The organism is Amycolatopsis sp. cg9 (genome assembly GCF_041346945.1).
Classification (GTDB): Bacteria; Actinomycetota; Actinomycetes; order Mycobacteriales; family Pseudonocardiaceae; genus Amycolatopsis.
On sequence record NZ_CP166850.1, the window covers coordinates 7,476,307 to 7,498,186 of the forward strand.

Here is a 21,880-nt window from a genome sequence, read left to right on the forward strand (position 1 = left end):
CCGGCGGTCGAGGAGTGATCCGTGGCAGGCGTCGTCAACAGCATGATCGCCGCCGAGTACGCGGCGGGCGCCACGATCTCCGAGCTCGCCGAGCGCTGGGGGATCGACCCCCGCCAGGTGGTCGAGCGGATCTCGGCCGCCGCCCGCTCCTGAAGCGCCCTCAGATCGCCCGTTCCCCCTTGCCGAGCACGACGATGCCGCCTTCGCTGACGTGGTAGTGCCCGCGGTCGCGGGCCAGGTCCACGCCGATGTGCGCGCCCGGCGGGACCACCACGTTCTTGTCCAGGATCGCCCGCCGCACCACCGCGCCGCGGCCCACCCGGGCGCCGTCGAGCAGCACCGAACCCTGCACCACCGCGCCCTGCTCGACGAGCACGTCGGGGGAGAGCACCGAGTCCACGACCTGGGCGCCGGAGATGATGCAGCCGTTGCTGACGATCGACTGGTTCGCCGACCCGCCCTCGACGAACTTCGCCGCCGCGCGCTGGCCCGGGTGGGCGAGGATCGGCCACTTCCGGTTGTAGAGGTTGAAGATCGGGTGCGTCGAGATCAGGTCGGTGTGCGCCTCGTAGTAGCTGTCGATGGTCCCGACGTCGCGCCAGTAGCCGTGATCGCGTTCGGTTTCGCCGGGCACGACGTTGCCGTTGAAGTTGTACACCGCCGCTTCGCCGGACTTGACCAGCGCCGGGATGATGTCGCGGCCCATGTCGTGGTGCGAGGCCGCGTTCTCGGCGTCCGCGTGCAGCGCCTCCAGCATCACCTTCGTCGTGAAGATGTAGTTGCCCATCGACACGTACGACTCCTCGGGGGAGTCCGGCAGGCCCGGCGGGTCGTCGGGCTTCTCCATGAACGCGTCGATCATCAGCCCGTCGGTGGTGCGGATGACGCCGAACGAGCTCGCCTCCGACCGCGGGACGCGGATCCCGGCCACCGTGACCCCGGCGCCCGAAGCGATGTGGGCGTCCAGCATCTGCCGGGGGTCCATCCGGTAGATGTTGTCCGCGCCGAACACCGCGATGTAGTCGGGGTCCTCGTCGTACACCAGGTTGAGGCTCTGGTGGATGGCGTCGGCGCTGCCCTGGTACCAGCGCGGCCCCAGCCGCTGCTGCGCCGGCACCGGCGTGACGTACTCGCCGGTGAGCGACGAGAGGCGCCACGTCGTCGAGATGTGCCGGTCGAGCGAGTGCGACTTGTACTGCGTCAGCACGCACAGCCGCCGGAAGCCGCCGTGCACCAGGTTCGACAGCACGAAGTCGACCAGCCGGTGCACACCCCCGAAAGGCACGGCGGGTTTGGCGCGGTCGGCGGTGAGCGGCATCAGCCGCTTGCCCTCGCCGCCCGCGAGCACGATGCCCAGCACGTCGGCTCCACTGTTCACGACGACCTCCCGCACGCCTCGTAGAGGGCGACCGTCCGCTCGGCGATCGCCCTCCAGCCGAACTCGCCGACCGCGCGCTCGCGGCCGGCGGTACCCATCGCGGCGGCCCGGTCCGGGGCGCCCACCACCTCGTTCAGCGCGGCGGCCAGACCCGCCTCGAACCCCTCCGCGTCGCGCTCGTCGTAGTGCACGAGCAGCCCGGTCCGGCCGTCGTCGACGACCTCCGGGATGCCGCCGACGTCGCTGGCCACCACGGGGGTGCCGCACGCCATCGCCTCGAGGTTCACGATCCCGAGCGGCTCGTAGACCGACGGGCAGGCGAACACCGCGGCGTGGGTGAGCAGCTGCACGACCTCGTCGCGCGGCAGCATCTCGGGGATCCAGCGGACCCCGGTGCGCGTCCGTTCCAGCTCGGCGACCAGGCCGCGGAACTCCGCGTCCAGCTCGGGGGTGTCCGCGCCGCCGGCGCACAGCACCAGCTGGACGCCGGGGTCGAGCTCCGCGCCGGCCCGGACCAGGTGCGGGACGCCCTTCTGCCGCGTGATCCGGCCGACGAACAGCACGTACGGCCGGTCCGGGTCGATGCCGTGCTTGGCGAGCGCGTCCTTGCCCGGGTCGGGCCGGTAGAGCGCGGTGTCGATGCCGTTGTGGATCACGTGCACGCGCTCGGGCGGCACTGCGGGGTAGGCGGCGAGAACGTCCCGGCGCATGCCGCCGCTGACCGCGACGATCGCGTCGGCGGCCTCGTAGGCCTCGCGCTCGATCCACGACGAAACCCGGTAGCCGCCGCCGAGCTGTTCGGCCTTCCACGGCCGCAGCGGTTCCAGCGAGTGCGCGGTGACGACGTGCGGGATGCCGTGCGTCATCTTCGCCAGGTGCCCGGCCAGGTTCGCGTACCAGGTGTGGCTGTGCGCGAGGTCGTGGCCTTCGAGGGCGTTCGCCATGGACACCGCGATGTCCATGGTCGTGAACGCGGGCTGGCGGTAGCCGTGGGGATCCGTGTGCCCGGTGGCGTCCGCGCGGTCGGCGCCCCAGCAGTGCACGTCGAGATCGACCAGCGGCCGCAACTCCCGGGCGAGGAACTCCACGTGGACCCCGGCGCCGCCGTAGACCTCCGGCGGGTACTCCCGGGTGAGCAGGCCGACCTTCATGTCCGAAACCCTATGGCCTCACGGGGGTTTCGCGCAGTCCGACTTCCCGGGGAAATACCGGAGTTTTCCGTCACGGCTCGCGGGTGAAGACGAAGTGGCCGACGCCCTTCGCCGCGGACCGGACCTGCCAGTCGTCCGGTCCGGTCGCCGGGCCGGCCGCGTACTGCATCCGGAAGTCCGGTTTGCGCGGGGCCACCGAGGTGTCCAGCCAGTGGTAGTTCACCCGCAGCGCCAGGCTCATCAGCGGGTTCGCCGTCGCGATCCGCTTCTCGACCAGCTTCACCGCCTCACCGCGGTCGGAGAACTCGTCGAGGATGGCGCACTCGCAGAAGTAGGCCAGGGTGCCGATCTCGCCCGGGCTGGCCACGCTCGCCCCGTTCAGCCGCGCGCCGAGCTCGGTGCCGACCCGCGCGTAGTCCTCGGCGCTCGCCCAGTTCCCGAACACCACCGGCGACGGCCACGGCAGGCCCTGGGCGCCGTCGACCGCGGCCCCGCCCAGCACGAGGACCCCGGTGAGCCCGAGGGCGAGCACCGGCGGCCCGGTCCGCAGCTCCGTCCGCTCGCGCGCCTGGGCGTACCAGGTGCCGAACGCGGCGACGGCGAACGCGCTCGCCGCGGTCACCGGCGCCACGTAGTACCAGTGGAACGGGCCGACCCCGATGAACGAGTAGGCGAGGTAGTAGAGGACCCCGCCGCCGGCCAGCGCCGCGACCGGGCCGAGCGCGGGGAAGAGCGGCCACCGCACCGCGAACCGCGCCGCCGCCCACCCGGCGAGCGCGACCACGCCGACCAGCGCCGGCAGGAACGACACGAGCACGGTGACCGGCCAGCCGAGGTAGTACATCACCGGCCCGGTGCTGTAGCTCCACGGCGCGAACAGCCCCGCCTGCGTCTGCTTGATGGCGAGCGTGTCGGGCACGAACGAGCCGAAGGCGATCCAGCTGACCAGGAACCACGGCGCGGCCGTCAGCACCGCGCAGCCCGCCGCGGGCAGCAGCCGCCGCCGGATCCCGGGCGCGCTGAGGGCGATCACCACCACGAACACCACGAGGTCGATCCGGGTGAGGACGGCGAGCCCGGCCACGACGCCGAACCAGAGCGGCCTGCCTTCGAGCGCGAGGACCGTGAGCACGAGCAGCACGGCCGGGATCAGCAGCACTTCCAGCCCGACCGCGGACAGCACGAACGGGTTCAGCAGCACCAGCGCGACCCCGAGCACCCCGGCCGCGGGCGGCAGCGCCAGCCGGCGGCCGAGCCGCAGCCACGCCCACCCGAGCGCGGCGCCGCACGCGACGGTCAGGACGCCGAGCGCGACGACCGGGTGCGGCCCGCCCACCACCCGCGTCACCAGGGTCAGCGCGCCGAGGAGCAGGACGTTCAGCGGCGACGTCGCGGAGTTCGCCGGCGACCCGGGGATGATGCCCCATTCGCCGTGCGCGGCGAGGTTCTTGGCGTAGGCGAGGGTGATGTAGGCGTCGTCGGTCAGGCTCCCGCGCACCACCAGGAAGACGGCGGCGCCGAGGACCGCCCCGTAGATCGGCAGCCACCGGCCGCGCGTGCCCGTCCGGTCTTCGGTCGTTCTGTCCGCGTCAGTCTCCGCCAGCACCTGTCCACCTCGCGGAAGCGCCATCGGCGCGGGATCCGCCCTCGTCCCGATCGAAACCGTCCCCGATCACCGCGGTGGGCGCCCGGAGGTCACCCGATCGTGACACGGTTCGCGTGGGACCGCAGTGTGGCGGCGTTCCATTGTGGAGCGTCAGCGCGTCCGGCGGCGGCTCGCGACGAGGACCAGCGCGATGCCACCGGTGAGCAGCAGGGCGCCGAGGCCGAGGACCGGGCCCAGGTCGGTGCCGGTGCTCGGCAGCCGGCCGTGGCCGCCCAGCGTGGTCGGGACGGTCGGGTTCGGGCCGGCCGGTGTGGTGCTCGTCTCCGACGATTCCGGCGAGGTGCCGGTCGGGGTGGTGACCGTGGTCGAGGTGGCCGTCGTGGTGGTGCCCGACGGGGTCGTGGTGCCGGTGGGGCTCGTGCTGGTGGGGCTCGTGGGGGAGGTGGGCACCGTGGTGGTGTCCGTCGGGGTGGTGCTGGTGGGCACGGTCGTGGTGCCCGCCGTGGTGCTGGTGGGTGTGGTGCTGGTGGGGGAGGTGGGCACGGTGGTCGTGTCCGTCGGGGTGGTGCTCGTCGGGGTGGTGGTCATCGGCGCCGTCGTCGAAGTGGTCGGCGTGGTGCTGGTGGTCGGGGTGGTGCTGGTGGGGGAGGTCGGCGAAGTCGTCGTGGTGGGTGTGGTGGTGGGCGCGGTCGAGGTCGTGGTGACCGTGGTCGTGGTGGTCGGCTCGGGCGGCTTCCCGCAGGAGGGCAGGTCGCCGGTGAACGGGTACGCGTGGAACTCCTGCCCGCTGCCCTGGCTGGCCCCGGAGCCGTGGACCAGGCTGCCCGCCGTGAAGAAGCGGCCGTTGGTGCCGGGGAGGGTGACCGTCGTGGTGCCGTCCGGGTTGCCCGCGAGCACGCTGCCCTGGAACATGCCGCTGCCGGTGAGGCGGACCACCCGGGCGTCGGGGAAGTTCCACAGCAGGCGGGGCCGCAGCCGGTTGAGCGGGTCGGTGTCGTCGAGGCTGCCGCTGTAGGTGTTGATCACCCGGGCCGAGCCGGTCAGGTTGACCAGCACGGTGGCCCCGTCCGGGATGCCGGCGAACGCGATGCCCTGGGTGGCGCCCCCGGGGCCGGCGACGTCCTGGGTGACGGTGAAGACCTGCAGCGCGGACTTCCCGTCGCCGGTGAAGAGCGTCTGGTGGTTCTGGTTGACGACGGTCCCGGTCGCCGCGGCCCGCGCGTAGCACTCGCTGGCGGCGGTGAGCTCGGCGCGCAGGCCCGCGTACGGCTTCATCGCCGCGGTGTCGTGCACGACGGTGCCGATCACGGTGCCGCTGACGCTCCCGGCGTGCCGCACGACCCCGCCCCCGGAGTCGCCCACGGCGTCGAGCCGCTGCCCGTCGGCGACCGAGAGGTCCCCGCCGACGGTCAGGAAGTCGGCCCCGTCCGGCGGCGGAACCCGCGACCCGACCCCGGCGACGCCGACGTTGTAGATCGACGAGCCGGCGGTCTTCCGCAGCGTGAAGTCCCCGCCGACGACCACCCGCCCTTCCGCCTCGGCGGCACTGCCGGTGACGCGCATGTCGCCGCCGGCGAAGACGTTGATGGCGTTGTCCCGCCCGGCGAACGCCCCGTTGCCGACCGGCGGGTAGGTCCCGGGGCACGTCCCGGGCACGCACGGCCCGAGCCCCCCGGGCAGCGGATCGGCGGCCGCGGGCCGCCCCGCGGGGATCGAAAGGACCACGAGCCCGCAGGCCGCCAGCGCCGCGAGGGCGGCATGGGTCACGCGCACGGGACCTCCCCTGTCCACAGTGGACTTTCCGTGCCGGACGATAGCGCCAGCTCAGGCCGGGTGCCCGCCGATCCACCCGATCGGGGAGTGTCGTGACGTGGCCGCGGGGCCGGTCGGGTCGCCACTGCTGCGGGGCTGGCGGATCGCCACCGTCGCGGGTGCGGCCGGATCGCTACCGCCGCGGGGCGTGGCGGCCTCGGCGAGATCTCCGGCTCGCGCCCAGGCGCCGGCGCTCGGCGCGCGGCCTGCTTGGCACCGCACCGCGCGCACCTGATGGCGGCGGCACGTTCGTCCGCGAAAGTGCCCGGCAGCGCATTGAAGCGGCCCCGGCCGGCCCACGAAGAGCCAGGTCAACGCACGAGCCATGCCTGGACGAGCCTGCCCGCGCTCAGGAAACCCGGCTCAGGAAACCCGGCTCAGGAAATCCGGCGGTCCTCCGGCCACGCCTCCGCCACCGCCGCCTGGGCGGCGGCCCGGCCCGGGTGCAGGGGGAGCAGCTCGTCCAGGCCGAGGATGTGCAGCGGCCGGGCGACCGCCACGTCGTCCGGCGCGATCGCGAAGGCCACGTTGAGCGCGTCGGCGTCGCGGTGCGCCTCGACCAGGACGCTGAAGACCGTCGAGTCGCAGAACGTGGTCTCGGTGAGGTCCGCGACGACCCCGCGCGCCCTGGCGCGGATCGGGGCCAGCAGCCGGTCGCGGAGGCGGCGGGCCGTGCCCAGGTCGAGTTCGCCGGTGCAGTGGACCGTGACGACTCCGGCGTCCGTCCTGGTGGAGAGCTCGGGCGCGCTGCAGTGCTCGGTCATCGGTTCCTCCCAGTCGTCCCCTGGACGGGTTGATACCCGGGGCGGCGTGAGATCACTCGTCGGCGGCGTGTCGCTGCGACATCCGGGCGATAGCGATGCGCAAGCGTTGCGACCGGGTATACCGTATTTGGGCAGCACCACCGTTTCCCGGCACATCGCCGGCCGCGCCGGAAGCCACGCCCCGCGGCCGGCCGGACCCGGTCGACGCGGGCCGGGTCACCGGCGCCTCGCGGCGCCGACGGGGGACGCGGCAGGCCATCGCCCCGCCGCCGCGTCCCCCCTCGAACCGGGCGTCGCTAAGCTTCGGCGGTTCGCCGTCCGTGAGGCGAAGGGAAGCGGTGGAAGCCAAGAACGTCGACGCAGGAGCCTGGGCACCCGGCAAAGTCGCCGAGCTGCTGGGCGTCTCGCCCGTGACGCTGCGCAGCTGGAGCGCGCGGTACGGGATCGGCCCGCCGGCCGGCGCCGGACGCCACCGCCGCTATTCCGACGCCGACGTCCGCCGCCTGCAGCAGATGCAGCGGCTGGTCGCACGGGGCATGCCGGTGCGCGAAGCGGCGGCCGCGGCCTTCGGCGGCGAAGCGGACGCGCCCGAGATCCCGGCGGCCGACCGGGCGCGCGAGCTCGCGGACGCGGCGGAGGAGCTGCGGTCCGCGACGGTGGCCGGCCTCCTGGACGAAACGCTCGGCACCCTCGGCCCGGCCGCGGCCTGGACCGACGTCCTGGCCCCGGTCCTGCGCGGCCTCGGCGACCGCTGGCAGCGCGGCGACGTGTGCTTCGCCTCGGAGTGGGCGCTCACGACGGAGATCTCGCTGGCGTTCGAGCGCTTCAGCGCCCGCTTCCCGGCGGCGGTCCCGGGCCGGCCGGTGCTGCTGGCTTGCTGCCCGGCCGAGCGGCACTCGCTGCCGATGGAGGCCCTGCGGGCGACGCTGGCGGAGGCGGGGATCCCGGTGGCCTACCTGGGCCAGCTCGTCCCGGCTGAGGCGCTGGCGGACCTGGCGGCCCGCCTCGACCCGGTCCTGGTGATCCTGTGGTCGATGACCCCGCCGACCGCGGACGACCTGCTGGCGGACCGGGTGCGAGCCCTCGGCCGCCCGGTCGGCACGGCGGGCCCGGGCTGGGAGAACCTGGGCGACCGCGGCTACGCGCGGGTCAACGACCTCGAGGCCGCGGTCGAGCTGGCGGCGGAACACACCGAGGTGTAGCAAAACGCCCGGAAGCCACCATCGCGGCATCCCGTGCCCCGATGGTGGCCTTCGGAGGCCTTGCCCGCGTCAGGTCAGCTTCTCGAGCGCCCGGGTCAGCTCCGGCACCACCTCGTCGCCGAGGCGCTCGAACTCGCGCTTCAGCAGCGGTCCGGCCAGCTTCGCCAGGCCGTGGAACTCGATCTTCGCCTGGTACCGCACCTTCGTCCCGCCCGCGTCCGGCGTCAGCGTGAAGTCGTCGGTCGAGGTGGCCGTCTTGTTCGAGCCCACGAACGTCACCCGCCCCGGCTCGCGGCGGGTCAGCCGGTAGTCCAGCTCCGTCTCCCGGCCGCGGAACTCCGACACGTTGTGCCACCGCGCCCCGACCTCGATCGGGCCCGCGTCGGTCCGGGTGCACGACTTCGTGCCCGGGTCCCACTCCTCGGTGTGCGCGAAATCCTGCAGGTACCCCGCGACGGCGTCGACCGGAGCCGCCACCGTCACCGTTCGTTCGACCTCGACCACGACGCCTCCTGGGGGATTCGGTGCGGGTTCGATGCAACCGTACCGAGCACCGCTCAGCGGGGCACGATGACCGCTTCGCAGACATCGATGTCATTTTTCCTAATTCTTGTCCGCCTTGTCTTCTTGACCGCTCCGACGCGCTCAGCGGAAGCTTCCTGGCAACGTTGTCAGCCGGTCGGGAAACGGAGTTCGCATGGCCGAGGAGTACGGCATCACCGCAGATGTCGAGCCCGCGGAGATCGCCGCCGTGTCGCGGCGGCACGTCTTGGCCGCCGGGACCGGGCTGCTCGCCGGGTTCGGGCTCGCGGCGGTCCTGCCCGGGGTCGCGTCGGCCGCGCCCGCGGTGGCCGGGAAGACCGACCTCGCGCTCTTCCGGCCGGTCCAGGTCTCCTCGACCGCCTACGCCGCCACCCCGGCCGAGTTCGCCGTCGACGGCCTCGCGCAGGTCGGCGTCCGCGGCTCCGGCTGGCGCGCCGCCCCGGGCGACGGCCAGTGGATCGTCGTCGACCTCCAGGCCGCCTGCCGCGTCGTCTCCGTCGTGCTGACCTTCGAGGCGCGGCCCGGCGACCCGGCGTTCGACGCGAGCGCGTCCCGCAGCCGCACCAGCGGTGCCGAAGTCCAGTCGAGCTACGCGACGGCGTTCGACCTCGACGTCTCCGACGACGGCCGGGCCTGGCGCACGGTCCACCACACCGACGCCGGCACCGGCGGCGTCGTGACGATCCCCCTCGCCGTCACCGCGCGCTGGGTCCGCTTCACCGCGAGCCGCCGCTCGACGACCAACCCGCTGGGCCTCAACGGCTTCCAGGTCTTCGGCACCGGCCCGCGCAACCGCCCGGCGGTGCACGGCTGGACGAGCTTCCCGGTCCGCCCGCACGACGACCCGCCCGCGCTCGCCGTGGCGCCCGACGGCACCGTGCCGCTCGAATCCGGCTGGGTGCTCACGATGGACGACTGGGCCCCCACCGGCGACGGCAAAGCGCTTTCCGGCTCCACTGTGGACACCCGTGGCTGGCTGCCGGCCACCGTACCCGGTACCGTGCTGGCTTCGCTCGTGGAGCAGGGGCAGCTGCCCGACCCGGTGTCCGGGCTGAACAACCTGCACGTACCGGAAGCGCTTTCCCGCCACGCCTGGTGGTACCGCCGCCGCTTCGGCCTCCCGCGCGGCCTCGACACCTCGCCCGGCCGGCACGTCTGGCTCGAGTTCGACGGCGTCAACCACGAAGCGCAGATCTGGCTCAACGGCGCCGAAATCGGCACGCAGAGCCATCCGTTCGGCCGCGGCGCCTTCGACGTCACGGCGGCGCTGCGCCGGTCCGGCGACCAGGCGCTCGCCGTGAAGATCTCGCCGATGCCGCGCCCCGGCAGCCCGGGGGACAAGGGCGCCGACGGCAGCTCCTGGGTCGACGCGGGCGGCACCATGTTCGACAACTCGCCGACCTACCTCGCGGTCTCCGGCTGGGACTGGATGCCCGCGGTGCGCGACCGCGCGTCGGGGATCTGGGACCACGTCCGCCTGCGCTCGACCGGTGCCGCCGTGCTCGGCGACGTCCGCGCCGACACGAAGGTGCCCGGCGACGGCACCGCCGAGGTGACGCTCACCGTCCCGGTCCGCAACGCCGCCGCGACCGCCCAGCGCGTCCAGGTCAGCGCCGCGTTCGGCCCGGTCAGCGTGTCGAGCACGGTGACCGTCCCGGCCGGGCAGAGCACCGATGTCGTGTTCCCGAAGCAGGTCGTGAAGAACCCGAAGCTGTGGTGGCCCAACGGCTACGGCGACCCGGACCTGTACGACCTGACCCTCACCGCCGCGATCGGCGCCACCACCAGCGACCGCCGGACCGTCAAGATCGGCCTGCGCGAGATCGGCTACCAGTACGACCTGCCGATCGTCATCGCCGACGGCCGCGCTACCCAGACCGTCGACCTCGGCCCGCAGAACGCCCGGTTCGTCCGGATGCAGGGCCTCAAGCGCGCGACCGGCTGGGGGTTCTCGCTCTGGACGCTGGCCGTGCCCGGCAGTTCGGGGACCGATCTCGCGCAGGGCAAGCCGTCCTCGTCGTCGTCGGTGGCCGACGGCAACCCGCCCGAGCGGGCCTTCGACGGCGACCCGGACACGCGCTGGACGTCGGCCTACGAGGACGACCAGTGGCTGCAGGTCGACCTCGGCACCGCGACGGCGTTCGACAAGGTCGTCCTGACCTGGGAAACCGCCTACGCCGCGACCTTCAAGATCCAGGTGTCGCAGGACGGCGAAGCCTGGACCGACGCGGCTTCGGTGGACAACAGCCCGAAGCCGCTGACGTTCCTGGTCAACGGCGTCAAGATCTTCGCCCGCGGCGGCAGCTGGGGCTGGGACGAGCTGCTGCGCCGGATGCCGGCCGAGCGCACCGACGCCGTCGTCGCGATGCACCGCGACATGAACTTCACGCTGATCCGCAACTGGGTGGGCTCGTCGTACCGGCAGGAGCTGTTCGACGCCTGCGACAAGTACGGGATCCTGCTGTGGAACGAGTTCTGGGACGGCTGGTCGACCGACCCGGCCAACCACGACGTCTTCCTGGCGCAGGCGAAGGACACCGTGCTGCGCTACCGCCACCACGCGTGCGCGACGGTCTGGTTCGGCTGCAACGAAGGCACCCCGCCGCCGGTGATCGACAACGCGCTGCGTGACATCGTCCAGTCGAGCACCGACCTGCTCTACCAGGGCAACTCCGCGGGCGGCGTGATCACCGGCGACGGCCCGTACTACTGGCAGGACCCGAAGCGGTACTTCACCGGCGAGGCGACCGGCGGCAAGGCCGGGTTCTGGAGCGAGATCGGGCTGCCGACCGTCTCGGTCGTCGAGAGCATGCGCAACCTGGTCGGGAAGGACGACCCGGGCTGGCCGATCGGCGCGCCGTGGTTCCTGCACGACTGGTCGACCAACGGCAACCAGTCCCCGCAGAGCTACCTGGCGGCGATCGACGCGCGGCTGGCGCCGTCGACGAGCCTCGCGGAGTTCTGCCGCAAGGCGCAGTTCGTCAACTACGAGAGCATGCGCGCGATCTTCGAGGCGTGGAACGCGAAGCTGTGGGCGGACGCCACCGGCGTGCTGCTGTGGATGTCGCACCCGGCGTGGCACAGCACGGTCTGGCAGACCTACGACTACGACCTCGACGTCAACGGCAGCTACTACGGCGCGCGCAAGGGCTGCGAGCACCACCACGTGCAGGCCGACCTGACGACGTGGCAGGTCCGGGTCATCAACCACACGCCGGGCGCGCTGACCGGCGTGACCGCGACCGCGCGCCTCTACGGTCTCGACGGCGTGGCCCTGGGCGAGGCGCAGCAGCAGAAACTGGACGTCGCCCCGATTTCGGCCGCCGCGGCGTTCACGGTCCCGTTCGCCGACGGGCAGCCGGACCTGCACCTGCTGCGGCTGACCCTGACCGACGCCGGCGGCGCGGTGCTGTCGGAGAACACGTACTGGCGCTACCGGACGGACACGGCGATGCGCGCGCTGAACCAGCTCCCGGGCGCGCGGCTGACGACGTCCCTGCGCCCGGACGGCGACGCGTACACGGCGACGATCCGCAACGACGGCCGCACGGTGGCGGCGATGATCCGGCTGTCGCTGCGGGAGAAGAACGGCACCGACCGCGTCCTGCCCACCCGCTACGGCGACAACTACTTCTGGCTGCTGCCCGGGGAGAGCCGCACGATCCACGTCGAGCCGCGGCGCCGGGTGCCGAACGCGAAACTGCTGGTGGAGGCGTACAACGTGGCGGCGAAGCTGACTAGCTGACTTCGTCGTCGTCGTCCTCGTCGTCGGGTGGGGGTACCTGGCGCCGGGCCAGGAAGATCAGCAATCCGATGATCGCCACCGGGCCGGTGAACAGGGCGATCTCGTCCCAGCCGCCCTGGTGCATCAGCACCACGCGGGCCGCGGTGTCCACTGTGGTCATGCGCCCGACACCAGGAAGATGCCGGCCGCGGTGTAGCCGACCATCAGGGCCAGCAGCGGGTACTGGCCCACCGTCCGGTACCCGGCGCGCAGCAGGCCGAGGGCCCGGTCGTGCGCCGAGCCGACCGCCAGGACGTGGCCGAGCACGATCGCGCCCACCTGGACCACGGCGATCACCGCCGTGGACACCAGCGTGTAGTCGACGACCGCGGGGTCGAAGCCGCGCTGGCCTTCGAAGAGGGCGAACGAGAAGTAGTGGGCCACGGTGTAGCCCACCATGATCGGCACCAGCGTGTGCGCGAACCCGGCGTACGGCTCGGTGCCCTTGCGCAGGTACGGCCGCGTCAGCCGGATGCCGCCCGCGTACGCCAGTGCGGTGAGGGCGATCGCCGCGAGCAGGCCGGCCGTGGCGAGCGGGACCGACGGGTCCAGGTCGCTCCAGAACGGGAGCCGGGTCAGGCCGTCGAACGCCGTCGAACCCAGGACGACGAGGATCAGCGGGGTCAGGCCGGGGGAGCCGCCGAGGGCGAGCAGGCCGTCGAGCGGGGACCGCAGCACGAGCCGGCCGTCGGCGCGGCGGCCGACCGGGGACAGCCCGGCGATCAGCACCGAGTAGACCTCGAACCCGTCGCCGCGGTCGAACCAGCGCGGCCCGTACGCCGCACCGCAAGCCACGTGTATAACGGCGTACACGGTGACGAACCCGGCGATCAGCCGTGGCGAGTCCGAGTGGCCGGAAGCCAGCTCCAGCCAGAGGAACGCGAGCAGGCTCACCACCGCGGGCCAGTGGGCGAGCCGGTCCGGCAGCGGCCGGCGGCCGGGGAACAGTGACGCCAGGGTGCGCAACGGGTTCAGCCGCCGCCAGACCGGGCCGAAGAGCAGCGACAGTGGCACCAGCCCGACCCAGAACCACACGTAGAACCACGCGGGCGCCGGGTTGGCCGCCGAGGTGCCCGGGCCGAACCACGCCATCGCGAGGAACCCGGCGAGCACCCCCAGCCCGAGTCCTTTGAGGACGAACGACAGCACCCGGGAGCCGAGGAAGCGCGCGAACGGCAGCGGGCGTCCGGCTGCCGAGCCCCGCAGCCGCGGGGTCTTCCACAGCAGTGTCAGCGCGACGAACGACGCGAGCACGGCAGCCGCGCCCGCGTAGAGCGCGAGCCAGAGCGGGACCGGCAGGTCGGACCGCCCGCCGAGCCCGTGGGCCAGGACGATCGTCACGCGCCGACCCGCAGCTGGGTCAGCTTCGCCCCGCTGTGGTGCAGCTCGACTTCGAACAGTCCCGGGACGTCGGCGGTGAACGACACCGAGCCCGGCTGTCCCGCCGCCAGCTCGACCTCCTTGTCGTAGCCGTGGACGTGCAGCTCGTCGGCGGTGTCGGAGGTGACTTCGAGCCGGACGGCGCGGCCGGGGGCGACCTCGACGCGTTCGGGCCCGGCGACCCGCTTGCCGCCCTGGACCGTGAACTGCGCGACCTGCTCACCGGCCGGTGCCGGGGGCGCGGGGGTACCGCAGCCGGCCAGCAGCGCGAGTGTTGTCACCGGCACCAGGATCCGCCGCATCGTTGTCCTTCTCCTCGTGCGGGTTGTCCGGTTGCGGGCACCCCGGAGTTGCCCGGGCGGTTCGCCCGGCTTATCGTGTGACGAACAGTAACAGTTACTTCTGTTCACGGAATCAGGAAGGCGCACGCGATGCTGCTGGCGCAGGAGAACAGCCCCCCGGCCGGGGGCGCGCAGTTCGGCCAGATCGTCGTCGCGCTGCTGATGTTCCTGCTGGTCTTCATCCCGCTGGCGATCTTCGTCCTGCGGACCCGGGCCGGCAAACGGACGCTCGTGGGCCGCCTCGCCGACTGGTCGGGCGAGCTGTCCGGCCTGCCGCGGTGGGCCGCGCTGCCGATGTTCGTCGCCTTCCTCTCCGGGATGTCCGCCCTGATCGGCGTCTACTGGGACGTCCCGATCCACATGGAGCTCGGCCGCGACGAGGGCCCGCTGGCCAACCCGTCGCACTACCCGATCTACTTCGGCCTGATGGGCATCTTCGCCAGCGGCGTGCTCAGCGCCGCGCTGGCCAAGGGGAAGCTGCCGAAGCGCACCTTCAAGCTCGGCCCGCACTGGCGGGTGCCGATGGGCAGCGTCCAGATGATGCTGACCGGCCTGGTCGGCATCGCCGGCTTCCCGCTCGACGACGTCTGGCACCGGCTCTTCGGCCAGGACGTCACCGAGTGGGGCCCCACCCACGTGCTGATGATCGGCGGCGGCGTCGGCGTGGTGATCGGCCTGCAGCTGCTGCTGGCCGAAGCCCGCCAGGCGGGCGCCACCGGCCCGTTCGTCCGGCTGCTCGGGCCGGTGCTGGCCGGCGCCTGGATGATGGGCGCGTCCGCGTTCCTGATGGAGTTCGACCTCGGCGTGCCGCAGTTCCCGATGCTGGCCCAGGTGGTGCTCGTCGGGCTGATCGGCAGCTGGACGCTCGTCTGCGGCCGCCTTTCGTGGGGTCCGGGCGGCGCGCTCGTCGTGGTCGCCGTGCTGCTGGTCTCCCGCGCCGTCTTCTCGATCATCCCGCTGGTCGCCGACCTGCACGTCGCTTCGCTGCTGCCGTACGCCGCCGAAGCGGTCGTGATCGAGGTCGTCGCGCTGCTGGTGCGCGGGCCACTCTTCCCGGTCGTGGCCGGGCTGGCGAGCGGCACCCTCGGCCTGCTCGGCGAGTGGGCGTTCTCGCAGTGGCTGATGCCGGACCCGTGGCCCGTCGCGGACCTCGGCCTCTTCCTCGCCTTCGGCACGGCCGCGAGCATCGGCGGCGCGCTGATCGGCGCCTGGCAGCACCAGCGGATCGAGGACGTCGCCGCGGGCACCCGCCCGCCGCGTGCCTTCGGGGCCCGCCACGCCGCCGGACTGGTGGGCGCCCTCGGCGTCGTCGGGCTGATGGCGGCGGTCGCGGCCCCGCTCGCCCCGCCGCCCGGGCTCACCGCGGACGTGCGGCTGACCGAAGCCGCGGCGGGCCAGGAGATCTCCAACCCGCACGGCGGCGGGACGCCCCGCTGGGTGGACGCCACCGTGACGATCAGCCGGCCCGACCTCGCCGACGACGCCGTCTGGCTCACCGGGTTCGCCTGGCAGGGCGGGGACTTCTACTCCGCGCCGCTGGAGAAGCTCGGCCCCGGCGTCTACCGCACGGCCGAGCCGCTGCCGGTGTTCGGGCAGTGGAAGGCGGGGATCCGCCTGCACGTGGCCAACCGGCTGATGGCGCTCGCGCCGGTCTACGCGCCCGCCGATCCGGCGGCGAACGCGCAGGTCATCGCCGCCGAATCCGGGAAGCGCGACTTCGTCTCGGAGATCTCGTTCCTGCAGCGGGAACGCAAGACCGACACCCCGCTCGTGCTGTGGACGGTCGCCTACGCCGTGGTCGGGCTGATCTTCGCCGGGATGTGGGCCGCGTTCGCGTGGCTCTACGCGGCCGCCGCGGCCGGTGACCCGGCGCGGCGCCGGGAGACCGCCAGTTAGTGCCGGTGGACGAAATCGGGTGCTGATTTCGTGCCCTCCGACGAACTAGGCTGGGGTCGTCCCGCCTAGCTTCGGGAGGTGCTCGTTTCGGTGAACCTGCGCCCGCACGCCAGCCTCGGCCGCGTCCTCGACGACCTGGGTGGCACCCTCCTGGACCTCGTGCTCGGCGACGGCGACCGCCCGGGCGGCATCGGCGGCGTCGCCATCCACGACCCGCTCGACGAACCCGCGCTGCCGCAGCACGCCCTGGTGCTCGGGGTCGGGCTGGCCGAGCCCGGCGAGGTCGTGCGGCAGCTGCGCACGCTGGCGCGCCACGACGCGGCCGGGCTCGTGCTGCGCGCCCCGGTCACGGTCACCGCGGCGATCACCGCGGCCGTCGACGAGACCGGCGTCGCCCTGCTGGGCCTGGCCCGCGGCGCGTCCTGGGCCCAGCTCGCCGCGATGCTGCGGTCGCTGCTGGCCGAAGGCGACGTCGGCGACGCGGAACCGGAGACCCTCGCCGGGCTCCCGTCGGGCGACCTCTTCGCGGTGGCCAACGCGATCGGGGCGCTCATCGACGCGCCGGTCACCATCGAGGACCGCCGCTCGCGCGTGCTCGCGTTCTCCGGCCACCAGGACGAAGCCGACCCGTCGCGGGTGGAGACCATCCTGGGGCGGCGGGTGCCGGAGCGGTTCTCGCGGATGCTGGCCGACCGCGGGGTGTTCCGCGAGCTCTACCGCACCGACCAGCCGGTGTTCGTCGACCGGCCGCCGGAGAGCCTCGACGGCTTCACGATCCCCCGGGTGGCGGTCGCGGTACGGGCGGGCGACGAGATCCTCGGCTCGATCTGGGCCGCGGTGCGCGAACCGCTGACCCCCGACCGCACCCAGGCCCTCTGCGACGCGGCCCGCCTGGTGGCGCTGCACCTGCTGCGCGTCCGGGCGGGCGCCGACGTCGAACGGCGGCTGCGGGCGGACCTGCTGAGCACGGCGCTGGAGGGCGGGGCCGCCGCGCGCGAGGCGCTGAGCCGGCTGGGGCTGGCCGACCAGCCGGTCGTCGTGCTGGCGCTGGCGGTACTGGAGGACGGCGCCGAGGACGCCGAGATCGCGACCGAACGCCAGCGTCTCGCCGACGGCCTGGCGATGCACCTGAGCGCGGTCCACCCCCGCTGCGCGGCGGCCCTCGTCGGCGACACGGCGTACGGCCTGGTCCCGGTGACCCGCGACGCCGACGGCGAGCGGCGCGCCCTCCGGATCGCGAAGGACTTCCTGGACCGGGTGGGCGACCGCGTCCGGGCGGTGGTCGGCATCGGCCCGGTGGCCCGCAGCGCGGCCGAGCTGCCGGAAGCCCGCGCGAGCGCGGACCGGGCGCTCCGGGTGCTGCGATCGGGCAGCGGCGCGGGCCGCCGGGTGGCGTCGCTGGCCGACGTCCACGTCGAAGCGCTGCTGCTGGAACTGCAGGATCTGGTGGCCGTGCGGGGAGACCGCCCGACCGGTCCGGTCGCGCGGCTGATCGAGTACGACGAGCAGCACCACGCGCACCTGGTCGAGACCCTCCGGGCCTGGCTCGACGCGTTCGGCGACGTGATCGCGGCCTCGGCGGCGGTTCACGTGCACCCCAACACGTTCCGGTACCGCTTGCGGCGGCTGGCGGAGGTGGGCGGGTTCGACATGACGGACCCGGAGGCGCGGTTCGCGGCGATGTTGCAGCTGCGCGTGGTGGCTCCGCCCGCTTCCTGATCGTCCGAAATGTCGGTGATTAACTACCGGAAACTCGACCAGAGATGGTGAGTTACCTACTTTCGACCGGTGTGCGACCCCTTCGGGGCATGTGAACCTGCACGGACTTCACGTCAGGTGATCAAGCTTCCACGGAGGTGTACCGGGTGTCACGCAAACGGGTCATCGCAGGGACTGCGGCGGTGAGCGCGGCCGTCGTCGCGGTGTCGCTGCTCACGACCGGCTCGCCGGCCTACGCGACCATCGCCCAGCCGTCGATGCACGCGCTGAACCCCCTCGCGATGCCGTTCGGCAGCGTACTGCGGTCGCAGCAGGAAATCGGCGGCGTGCCGGTGTTCGGCGGCCAGCTGATCCAGGTCCGCGACAAGGCGGGCGCGGTGCTCGCCACGCACGGCCGCACCACGAAGAAGACCGCCGGGGCCTTCCCGGCGAGCGACGCGGGGGCCACCGAGGCCGCCATCGCCGACGTCGCCAAGCGCACCGGCCTCGCCGCGAACACGCTGAAGGCCGACGCGCCCCGCGCCTACTGGTACGACGCCACCCTCGGTGGTGCGAAGGGCAACGGCGTCGCGGTGCCGACCTACCAGGTCACCGTGCACGGCAAGAAGCTGAACGACAAGTGGACCGAGGTCGTCAAGGCCGGCACGCACGACGTCGTGACGTCGTGGTCGGAGGTCCGCGAGGCCAACCGGGACGTCTGCGACGCGAACCACAAGGTGGTCAGCGGCAGCTCCGCGTCGGTCCGCTGCGGCACCGCCTTCGACGTCACGCGCAAGGAAGGCGGCGCCGAGTCGAGCGTCGCGGACGTCAACAACGTCTACACCTTCTTCGGGCAGGCGTCGGACTTCTACCAGAAGTACGTGAACGTCGACCTGACGAGCCTGATCGGCGCGGACTACTCCGACGGCACCGGCAAGGCCCTGCGTGGCACGGTCCGGATCTGCGTCGACGGCGAGTGCCCGTTCGCCAACGCCTTCTGGGACGGCGAGCAGATGGCCTTCGGCGAGGGCGTCACCACCGACGACATCACCGGCCACGAGCTGACGCACGGCGTCACGCAGCACACGTCCGGGCTCAGCGGCGGCCAGGCCGACTCGATCAACGAGGGCCTGTCCGACGTCTTCGGCAAGTTCATCGGCATCACGTCGAACGACCCCAACGACACCGGCGACAACCGCTGGCTGCTCGGCGCGGGCTCGTCGCTCGGCGCCATCCGGAACATGAAGGACCCGCGGTCGTCGCTCACCCCGCAGCCGGACATGGTCAACGGCCCGGGCTGGGACACGAACAACCCGGACGAGCACATCAACGACGGCGTCGTGAACAAGGCCGACTACCTGATCACCGACGGCGACACCTTCAACGGCCAGACCGTCCGCGGCCTCGGCCTCGACAAGTCCGTCCAGATCTGGTGGGGCGTCGAGAACACGCTCACCCAGAGCGCGACCTTCAAGGACGTCGGCGAGGCGCTGAACTCCTCGTGCGCCGCCCTCGCGAAGGCCGGGACCGCCGGCATCACCACCGACGACTGCGCCCAGGTCGGCAACGCGGTGAAGGCGACCCAGCTGGACCAGGACCCGAAGTAGCCGTCAACGCGGGAGCGACGCCAGCCCGGCGAGCAGCCGGTCGACGTCGCCTTCCGTGGTGTAGGGCGCGATGCCGGCCCGGACCGCGCCGGTGTCGCCCAGCCCGAGGTGCCGCGAGCACTCGATCGCGTAGAAGCTGCTGGCCGGGGCGTTGACCCCCTGCGCGCCGAGGTGCTCGTACACCGCCTGAGACCGCACCCCGGCGACCGAGAACAAGGTCGTCGGGGTGCGGTGGCGGTCCGGTGAGCCGTACCGGGTCACGCCGGAGATCGCCGAAAGGCCCGCGTCGAGCCGGCCGAGCAGCGCGGTTTCGTGCCCCTCCAACGCATGCAGGGACTCGACGAGCCGCGAACGGCGGGAGCCCGTCCCCGGCACGAGCCCGGCGAGGAAGTCGATGGCCGCCGTCGTGCCCGCGAGGAGCTCGTACGGCAGCGTTCCCAGCTCGAAGCGTTCCGGGACGGCGTCGGTCGAAGGCAGCAGCTTGTCCGGGTGCAGCGTCTCGAGCAGAGCCGGCGCCGCCGCGACCAGGCCCAGGTGCGGCCCGAGGAACTTGTACGGCGAGCAGGCGTAGAAGTCGGCGCCGAGCGCGGCCACGTCGACCACCGCGTGCGGGGTCAGGTGGACGCCGTCGACGTAGAGGAGCGCGCCGGCGTCGTGCACCGCCGCCGCGATCGCCGGGAGGTCCGGGCGGGTGCCGAGCAGGTTCGACGCCGCCGTGACCGCGACCAGCCGCGTCCGCTCCGACAGCAGGGCCGCGATCGCCGCCGCGTCGAGCTCGCCGGTGGCGGGGTCGAAGTCCGCCCAGCGCACGGTCGCACCGGCCGTCGCCGCGGCCTGGACCCACGGCCGGATGTTGGCGTCGTGGTCGAGCCGGGTGACGACGACTTCGTCGCCGTCGCCCCAGTCCTTGGCCAGCGCGCGGGAGAAGTCGTAGGTCAGCTGGGTCATGCTGCGGCCGAAGACGACGCCGGCCGGGTCGGCGGCGAGCAGGTCGGCCGCGGCCTGCCGGGCCTCGGCGACCACCGCGCCCGCCCGGCGCTCGGCCGCGGTGACGGTGCCGCGGTTGGCGATCGCGGCGCAGAGCGTTCCGGCGACCGCTTCCCCGACGACGTCGGGGACCTGCGAGCCGCCGGGACCGTCGAAGTGGGCGGCCCCGTCGGCGAGGGCGGGGAAGTGCTTGCGGATCGTGCGCACGTCGTAGGTCACGGCGCCAGCATGCCCACCGCGGCGATCGACCTCAAGATCTCCGCAGGGGCGCGGCGGCGGTGGCGGGCACCTGCGGCGGCGCGGGCACCGGCCGCCGGACCGGGGCCGGCGCCTTCAGGTACCGCCGCAGCCGCTGCGTGGGCTTCTCGACGTAGTTCCAGGACAGCTGCCCGACCAGGTACGCCGACGGCACGGCGAGCAGGATCAGCAGCCACACCTGCCGCACGCCGGCGAGGATGTACAGCTGCTGGATCGGGAAGCCCCAGATGTAGGTGCCGTAGCTGCCGTAGACCCACGGGCCCGCGACCTCGAGCTTCCGCGGCCAGTGCATCGCGAGGGTGATCGCGCCGTACGCCGCGCTGAGCGCCAGCAGGTACCGGCTCGCGGGCGTCTGGCTCAGCGCCAGGTAAGCGCCGAACAGGACGAGCGCGACCCACGGTTTGAGCGGGATCCGGTCGCGGTAGGCGTGCAGCACCATCCCGATCACGAACGGCACCAGGAACGACACCGTCGAGCCGATCGGGACGACCAGCAGCGAGCCGCCGAGGCCGTGCTGCTCGAACGTCGCGTGCAGCACCGTGTCGGTGTAGACCATGCCGCCGAGGACGAGGAACAGGACCAGCCGCGGCAGGCCGATCAGCACGACCACGCCGACGACGAGGACCAGCGCGTAGCCGAGCAGTTCCATCGGCAGCGTCCAGATCGCGCCGTTGACCGAGAACGGGTACGGGTTGCCCGCGAACACGCCGGGCAGGTCGTGCTGCATGTAGAAGAGCACGGTGGTGCCGACCAGGTAGCGCCACGTCTGGATGTGCGTCCAGTAGTCGTGCGCGGGCCATGTCGTGACCAGCGGGCCGATCACGAACACGGTCACCAGCAGCACGACGACCAGCGGCGGCATGATCCGCAGCAGCCGCCGCGCGGAGAACCGCCACCACGACGGGTCGCGCGCCCAGCTGTCCTGGATCTGGTAGCCGCTCATCGCGAAGAACCCCATCAGCGCGATGTACCCCGGCGACATGTGCCAGGACGCGGGGAAGATCGTCAGCCGCTGCGGGTGCAGCAGCGGCATGCTGTGGTCGACGATGACCGTGATCGCGCCGATCATCCTCAGCCACGCGAAACCGACGTTGGGATTGGCGTGAATTTTTGGCGAGCTCGGCACGGGGGCAGATGCTAACCCATCCAGTCGCGGCCCTTGACCCGAACGGGCGAGAAACTCACCGGTCCCGGTTGCGCGGGTGCTCGCGGGCGCGCCGTTCGGTGCCGTGCTTGTAGTTGCCGGTCACGCGGGCCATCAGCTGCTGCGGGTCGTCGCCCCGCGCCACCGCGGCCAGGAACCGGGCCGCCGCGGCCCCGCGGAGGGTGCCCGCGGGCCGGCCGTGGTGCGTGATCGTCACGTCGCCGCGCTCGCCGACGCGGTGCGCGAAGCCGTCCGGGGTCCCCATCCGCCCAGGGTGGCACGGCGGGCAACCGGTTTTCCCGGGGTCCGGTCCGGGGGATACCCGGATG

Annotated in this window: 18 protein-coding genes; 6 read left to right on the forward strand and 12 right to left on the reverse strand. The window is 72.9% G+C overall.

Going from position 1 to position 21,880, the window contains the following annotated elements:
• The first annotated feature begins 21 nt into the window (after positions 1-21).
• Positions 22-153, forward strand: coding sequence for a hypothetical protein (locus tag AB5J73_RS34785; protein WP_255482215.1), 132 nt, complete (start codon positions 22-24; stop codon positions 151-153).
• A 7-nt stretch (positions 154-160) separates the two neighbouring features.
• Here the strand turns inward: AB5J73_RS34785 and glgC are convergent, their stop codons facing one another.
• The 5 genes from glgC to AB5J73_RS34810 all read right to left on the reverse strand — a co-directional run bounded on the left by glgC (position 161) and on the right by AB5J73_RS34810 (position 6,711).
• Positions 161-1,378: a glucose-1-phosphate adenylyltransferase gene (gene glgC / locus AB5J73_RS34790; protein WP_370963043.1), complete on the reverse strand. Its 1,218-nt coding sequence runs from the start codon at positions 1,376-1,378 to the stop codon at positions 161-163.
• Positions 1,375-2,529: a glycogen synthase gene (gene glgA, locus AB5J73_RS34795; RefSeq protein WP_370963044.1), complete on the reverse strand. Its 1,155-nt coding sequence runs from the start codon at positions 2,527-2,529 to the stop codon at positions 1,375-1,377. Before glgA ends, glgC begins: the two co-directional genes overlap by 4 nt.
• Positions 2,530-2,599: 70 nt before the next feature.
• Positions 2,600-4,135: a hypothetical protein gene (locus tag AB5J73_RS34800; protein ID WP_370963045.1), complete on the reverse strand. Its 1,536-nt coding sequence runs from the start codon at positions 4,133-4,135 to the stop codon at positions 2,600-2,602.
• A 150-nt stretch (positions 4,136-4,285) separates the two neighbouring features.
• Positions 4,286-5,908 carry a choice-of-anchor A family protein gene (locus AB5J73_RS34805; protein WP_370963046.1) on the reverse strand — a complete coding sequence of 541 codons (1,623 nt, stop codon included), beginning with the start codon at positions 5,906-5,908 and terminating at the stop codon, positions 4,286-4,288.
• Positions 5,909-6,324: 416 nt separating this feature from the next.
• A complete protein-coding gene (locus AB5J73_RS34810; RefSeq protein ID WP_370963047.1) occupies positions 6,325-6,711 on the reverse strand; it encodes an STAS domain-containing protein in 387 nt (128 codons plus the stop codon).
• Between the two features lie 338 nt (positions 6,712-7,049).
• On the opposite strand from AB5J73_RS34810, the gene AB5J73_RS34815 reads away from it, so the two are divergent.
• A complete protein-coding gene (locus tag AB5J73_RS34815) occupies positions 7,050-7,913 on the forward strand; it encodes a MerR family transcriptional regulator (RefSeq protein ID WP_370963048.1) in 864 nt (287 codons plus the stop codon).
• Between the two features lie 69 nt (positions 7,914-7,982).
• Here the strand turns inward: AB5J73_RS34815 and AB5J73_RS34820 are convergent, their stop codons facing one another.
• On the reverse strand, positions 7,983-8,417 hold the full coding sequence (locus AB5J73_RS34820; RefSeq protein WP_370963049.1) for an SRPBCC family protein: 435 nt from the start codon (positions 8,415-8,417) through the stop codon (positions 7,983-7,985).
• Between the two features lie 193 nt (positions 8,418-8,610).
• Here AB5J73_RS34820 and AB5J73_RS34825 point away from each other — a divergent pair, with 193 nt between their 5' ends.
• On the forward strand, positions 8,611-12,201 hold the full coding sequence (locus AB5J73_RS34825) for a discoidin domain-containing protein (RefSeq protein WP_370963050.1): 3,591 nt from the start codon (positions 8,611-8,613) through the stop codon (positions 12,199-12,201).
• Here AB5J73_RS34825 and AB5J73_RS34830 read toward each other — a convergent pair.
• From AB5J73_RS34830 to AB5J73_RS34840, 3 genes are read right to left on the reverse strand one after another with little or no spacing between them, the layout of a single operon-like run.
• A complete protein-coding gene (locus tag AB5J73_RS34830; RefSeq protein WP_370963051.1) occupies positions 12,194-12,361 on the reverse strand; it encodes a hypothetical protein in 168 nt (55 codons plus the stop codon). The two genes, AB5J73_RS34825 and AB5J73_RS34830, sit on opposite strands and share 8 nt — an antisense overlap.
• Entirely contained in the window at positions 12,358-13,581 is a 1,224-nt protein-coding gene (locus AB5J73_RS34835) for a hypothetical protein (protein WP_370963052.1), read from the reverse strand. Before AB5J73_RS34835 ends, AB5J73_RS34830 begins: the two co-directional genes overlap by 4 nt.
• The gene (locus AB5J73_RS34840) at positions 13,578-13,922 is read right to left on the reverse strand and encodes a hypothetical protein (protein WP_370963053.1); all 345 of its coding nucleotides are present in this window, start codon (positions 13,920-13,922) and stop codon (positions 13,578-13,580) included. The genes AB5J73_RS34835 and AB5J73_RS34840 overlap by 4 nt, the downstream gene beginning before the upstream one ends.
• Before the next feature lie 129 nt (positions 13,923-14,051).
• On the opposite strand from AB5J73_RS34840, the gene AB5J73_RS34845 reads away from it, so the two are divergent.
• The 3 genes from AB5J73_RS34845 to AB5J73_RS34855 all read left to right on the forward strand — a co-directional run bounded on the left by AB5J73_RS34845 (position 14,052) and on the right by AB5J73_RS34855 (position 19,162).
• Entirely contained in the window at positions 14,052-15,857 is a 1,806-nt protein-coding gene (locus AB5J73_RS34845; RefSeq protein WP_370963054.1) for a hypothetical protein, read from the forward strand.
• A gap of 78 nt (positions 15,858-15,935) precedes the next feature.
• Positions 15,936-17,576, forward strand: coding sequence for a PucR family transcriptional regulator (locus tag AB5J73_RS34850; protein ID WP_370963055.1), 1,641 nt, complete (start codon positions 15,936-15,938; stop codon positions 17,574-17,576).
• Positions 17,577-17,758: 182 nt separating this feature from the next.
• Positions 17,759-19,162 (forward strand): M4 family metallopeptidase, encoded by a 1,404-nt coding sequence (locus AB5J73_RS34855; RefSeq protein ID WP_370963056.1) that lies wholly within the window; start codon positions 17,759-17,761, stop codon positions 19,160-19,162.
• Between the two features lie 3 nt (positions 19,163-19,165).
• Here AB5J73_RS34855 and AB5J73_RS34860 read toward each other — a convergent pair whose 3' ends face one another.
• Genes AB5J73_RS34860 through AB5J73_RS34870 form a run of 3 tightly spaced genes read right to left on the reverse strand, consistent with a single transcriptional unit; the run spans position 19,166 to position 21,816 of the window.
• Entirely contained in the window at positions 19,166-20,368 is a 1,203-nt protein-coding gene (locus tag AB5J73_RS34860; protein WP_370963057.1) for a cysteine desulfurase-like protein, read from the reverse strand.
• A gap of 31 nt (positions 20,369-20,399) precedes the next feature.
• On the reverse strand, positions 20,400-21,533 hold the full coding sequence (locus AB5J73_RS34865) for an acyltransferase family protein (protein WP_370963058.1): 1,134 nt from the start codon (positions 21,531-21,533) through the stop codon (positions 20,400-20,402).
• Between the two features lie 55 nt (positions 21,534-21,588).
• Entirely contained in the window at positions 21,589-21,816 is a 228-nt protein-coding gene (locus AB5J73_RS34870) for a hypothetical protein (protein ID WP_370963059.1), read from the reverse strand.
• Positions 21,817-21,880 lie beyond the last annotated feature (64 nt).

Excerpts from the sequence above, each read along its gene's own strand:
- AB5J73_RS34840 (WP_370963053.1), bottom strand. The coding sequence starts at position 13,922 with ATGCGGCGGATCCTGGTGCCGGTGACAACACTCGCGCTGCTGGCCGGC.
- AB5J73_RS34870 (WP_370963059.1), bottom strand. The coding sequence starts at position 21,816 with ATGGGGACCCCGGACGGCTTCGCGCACCGCGTCGGCGAGCGCGGCGAC.
- glgA (WP_370963044.1), bottom strand. The coding sequence starts at position 2,529 with ATGAAGGTCGGCCTGCTCACCCGGGAGTACCCGCCGGAGGTCTACGGC.
- AB5J73_RS34810 (WP_370963047.1), bottom strand. The coding sequence starts at position 6,711 with ATGACCGAGCACTGCAGCGCGCCCGAGCTCTCCACCAGGACGGACGCC.
- AB5J73_RS34845 (WP_370963054.1), top strand. The coding sequence starts at position 14,052 with ATGCTGCTGGCGCAGGAGAACAGCCCCCCGGCCGGGGGCGCGCAGTTC.
- AB5J73_RS34830 (WP_370963051.1), bottom strand. The coding sequence starts at position 12,361 with ATGACCACAGTGGACACCGCGGCCCGCGTGGTGCTGATGCACCAGGGC.
- AB5J73_RS34825 (WP_370963050.1), top strand. The coding sequence starts at position 8,611 with ATGGCCGAGGAGTACGGCATCACCGCAGATGTCGAGCCCGCGGAGATC.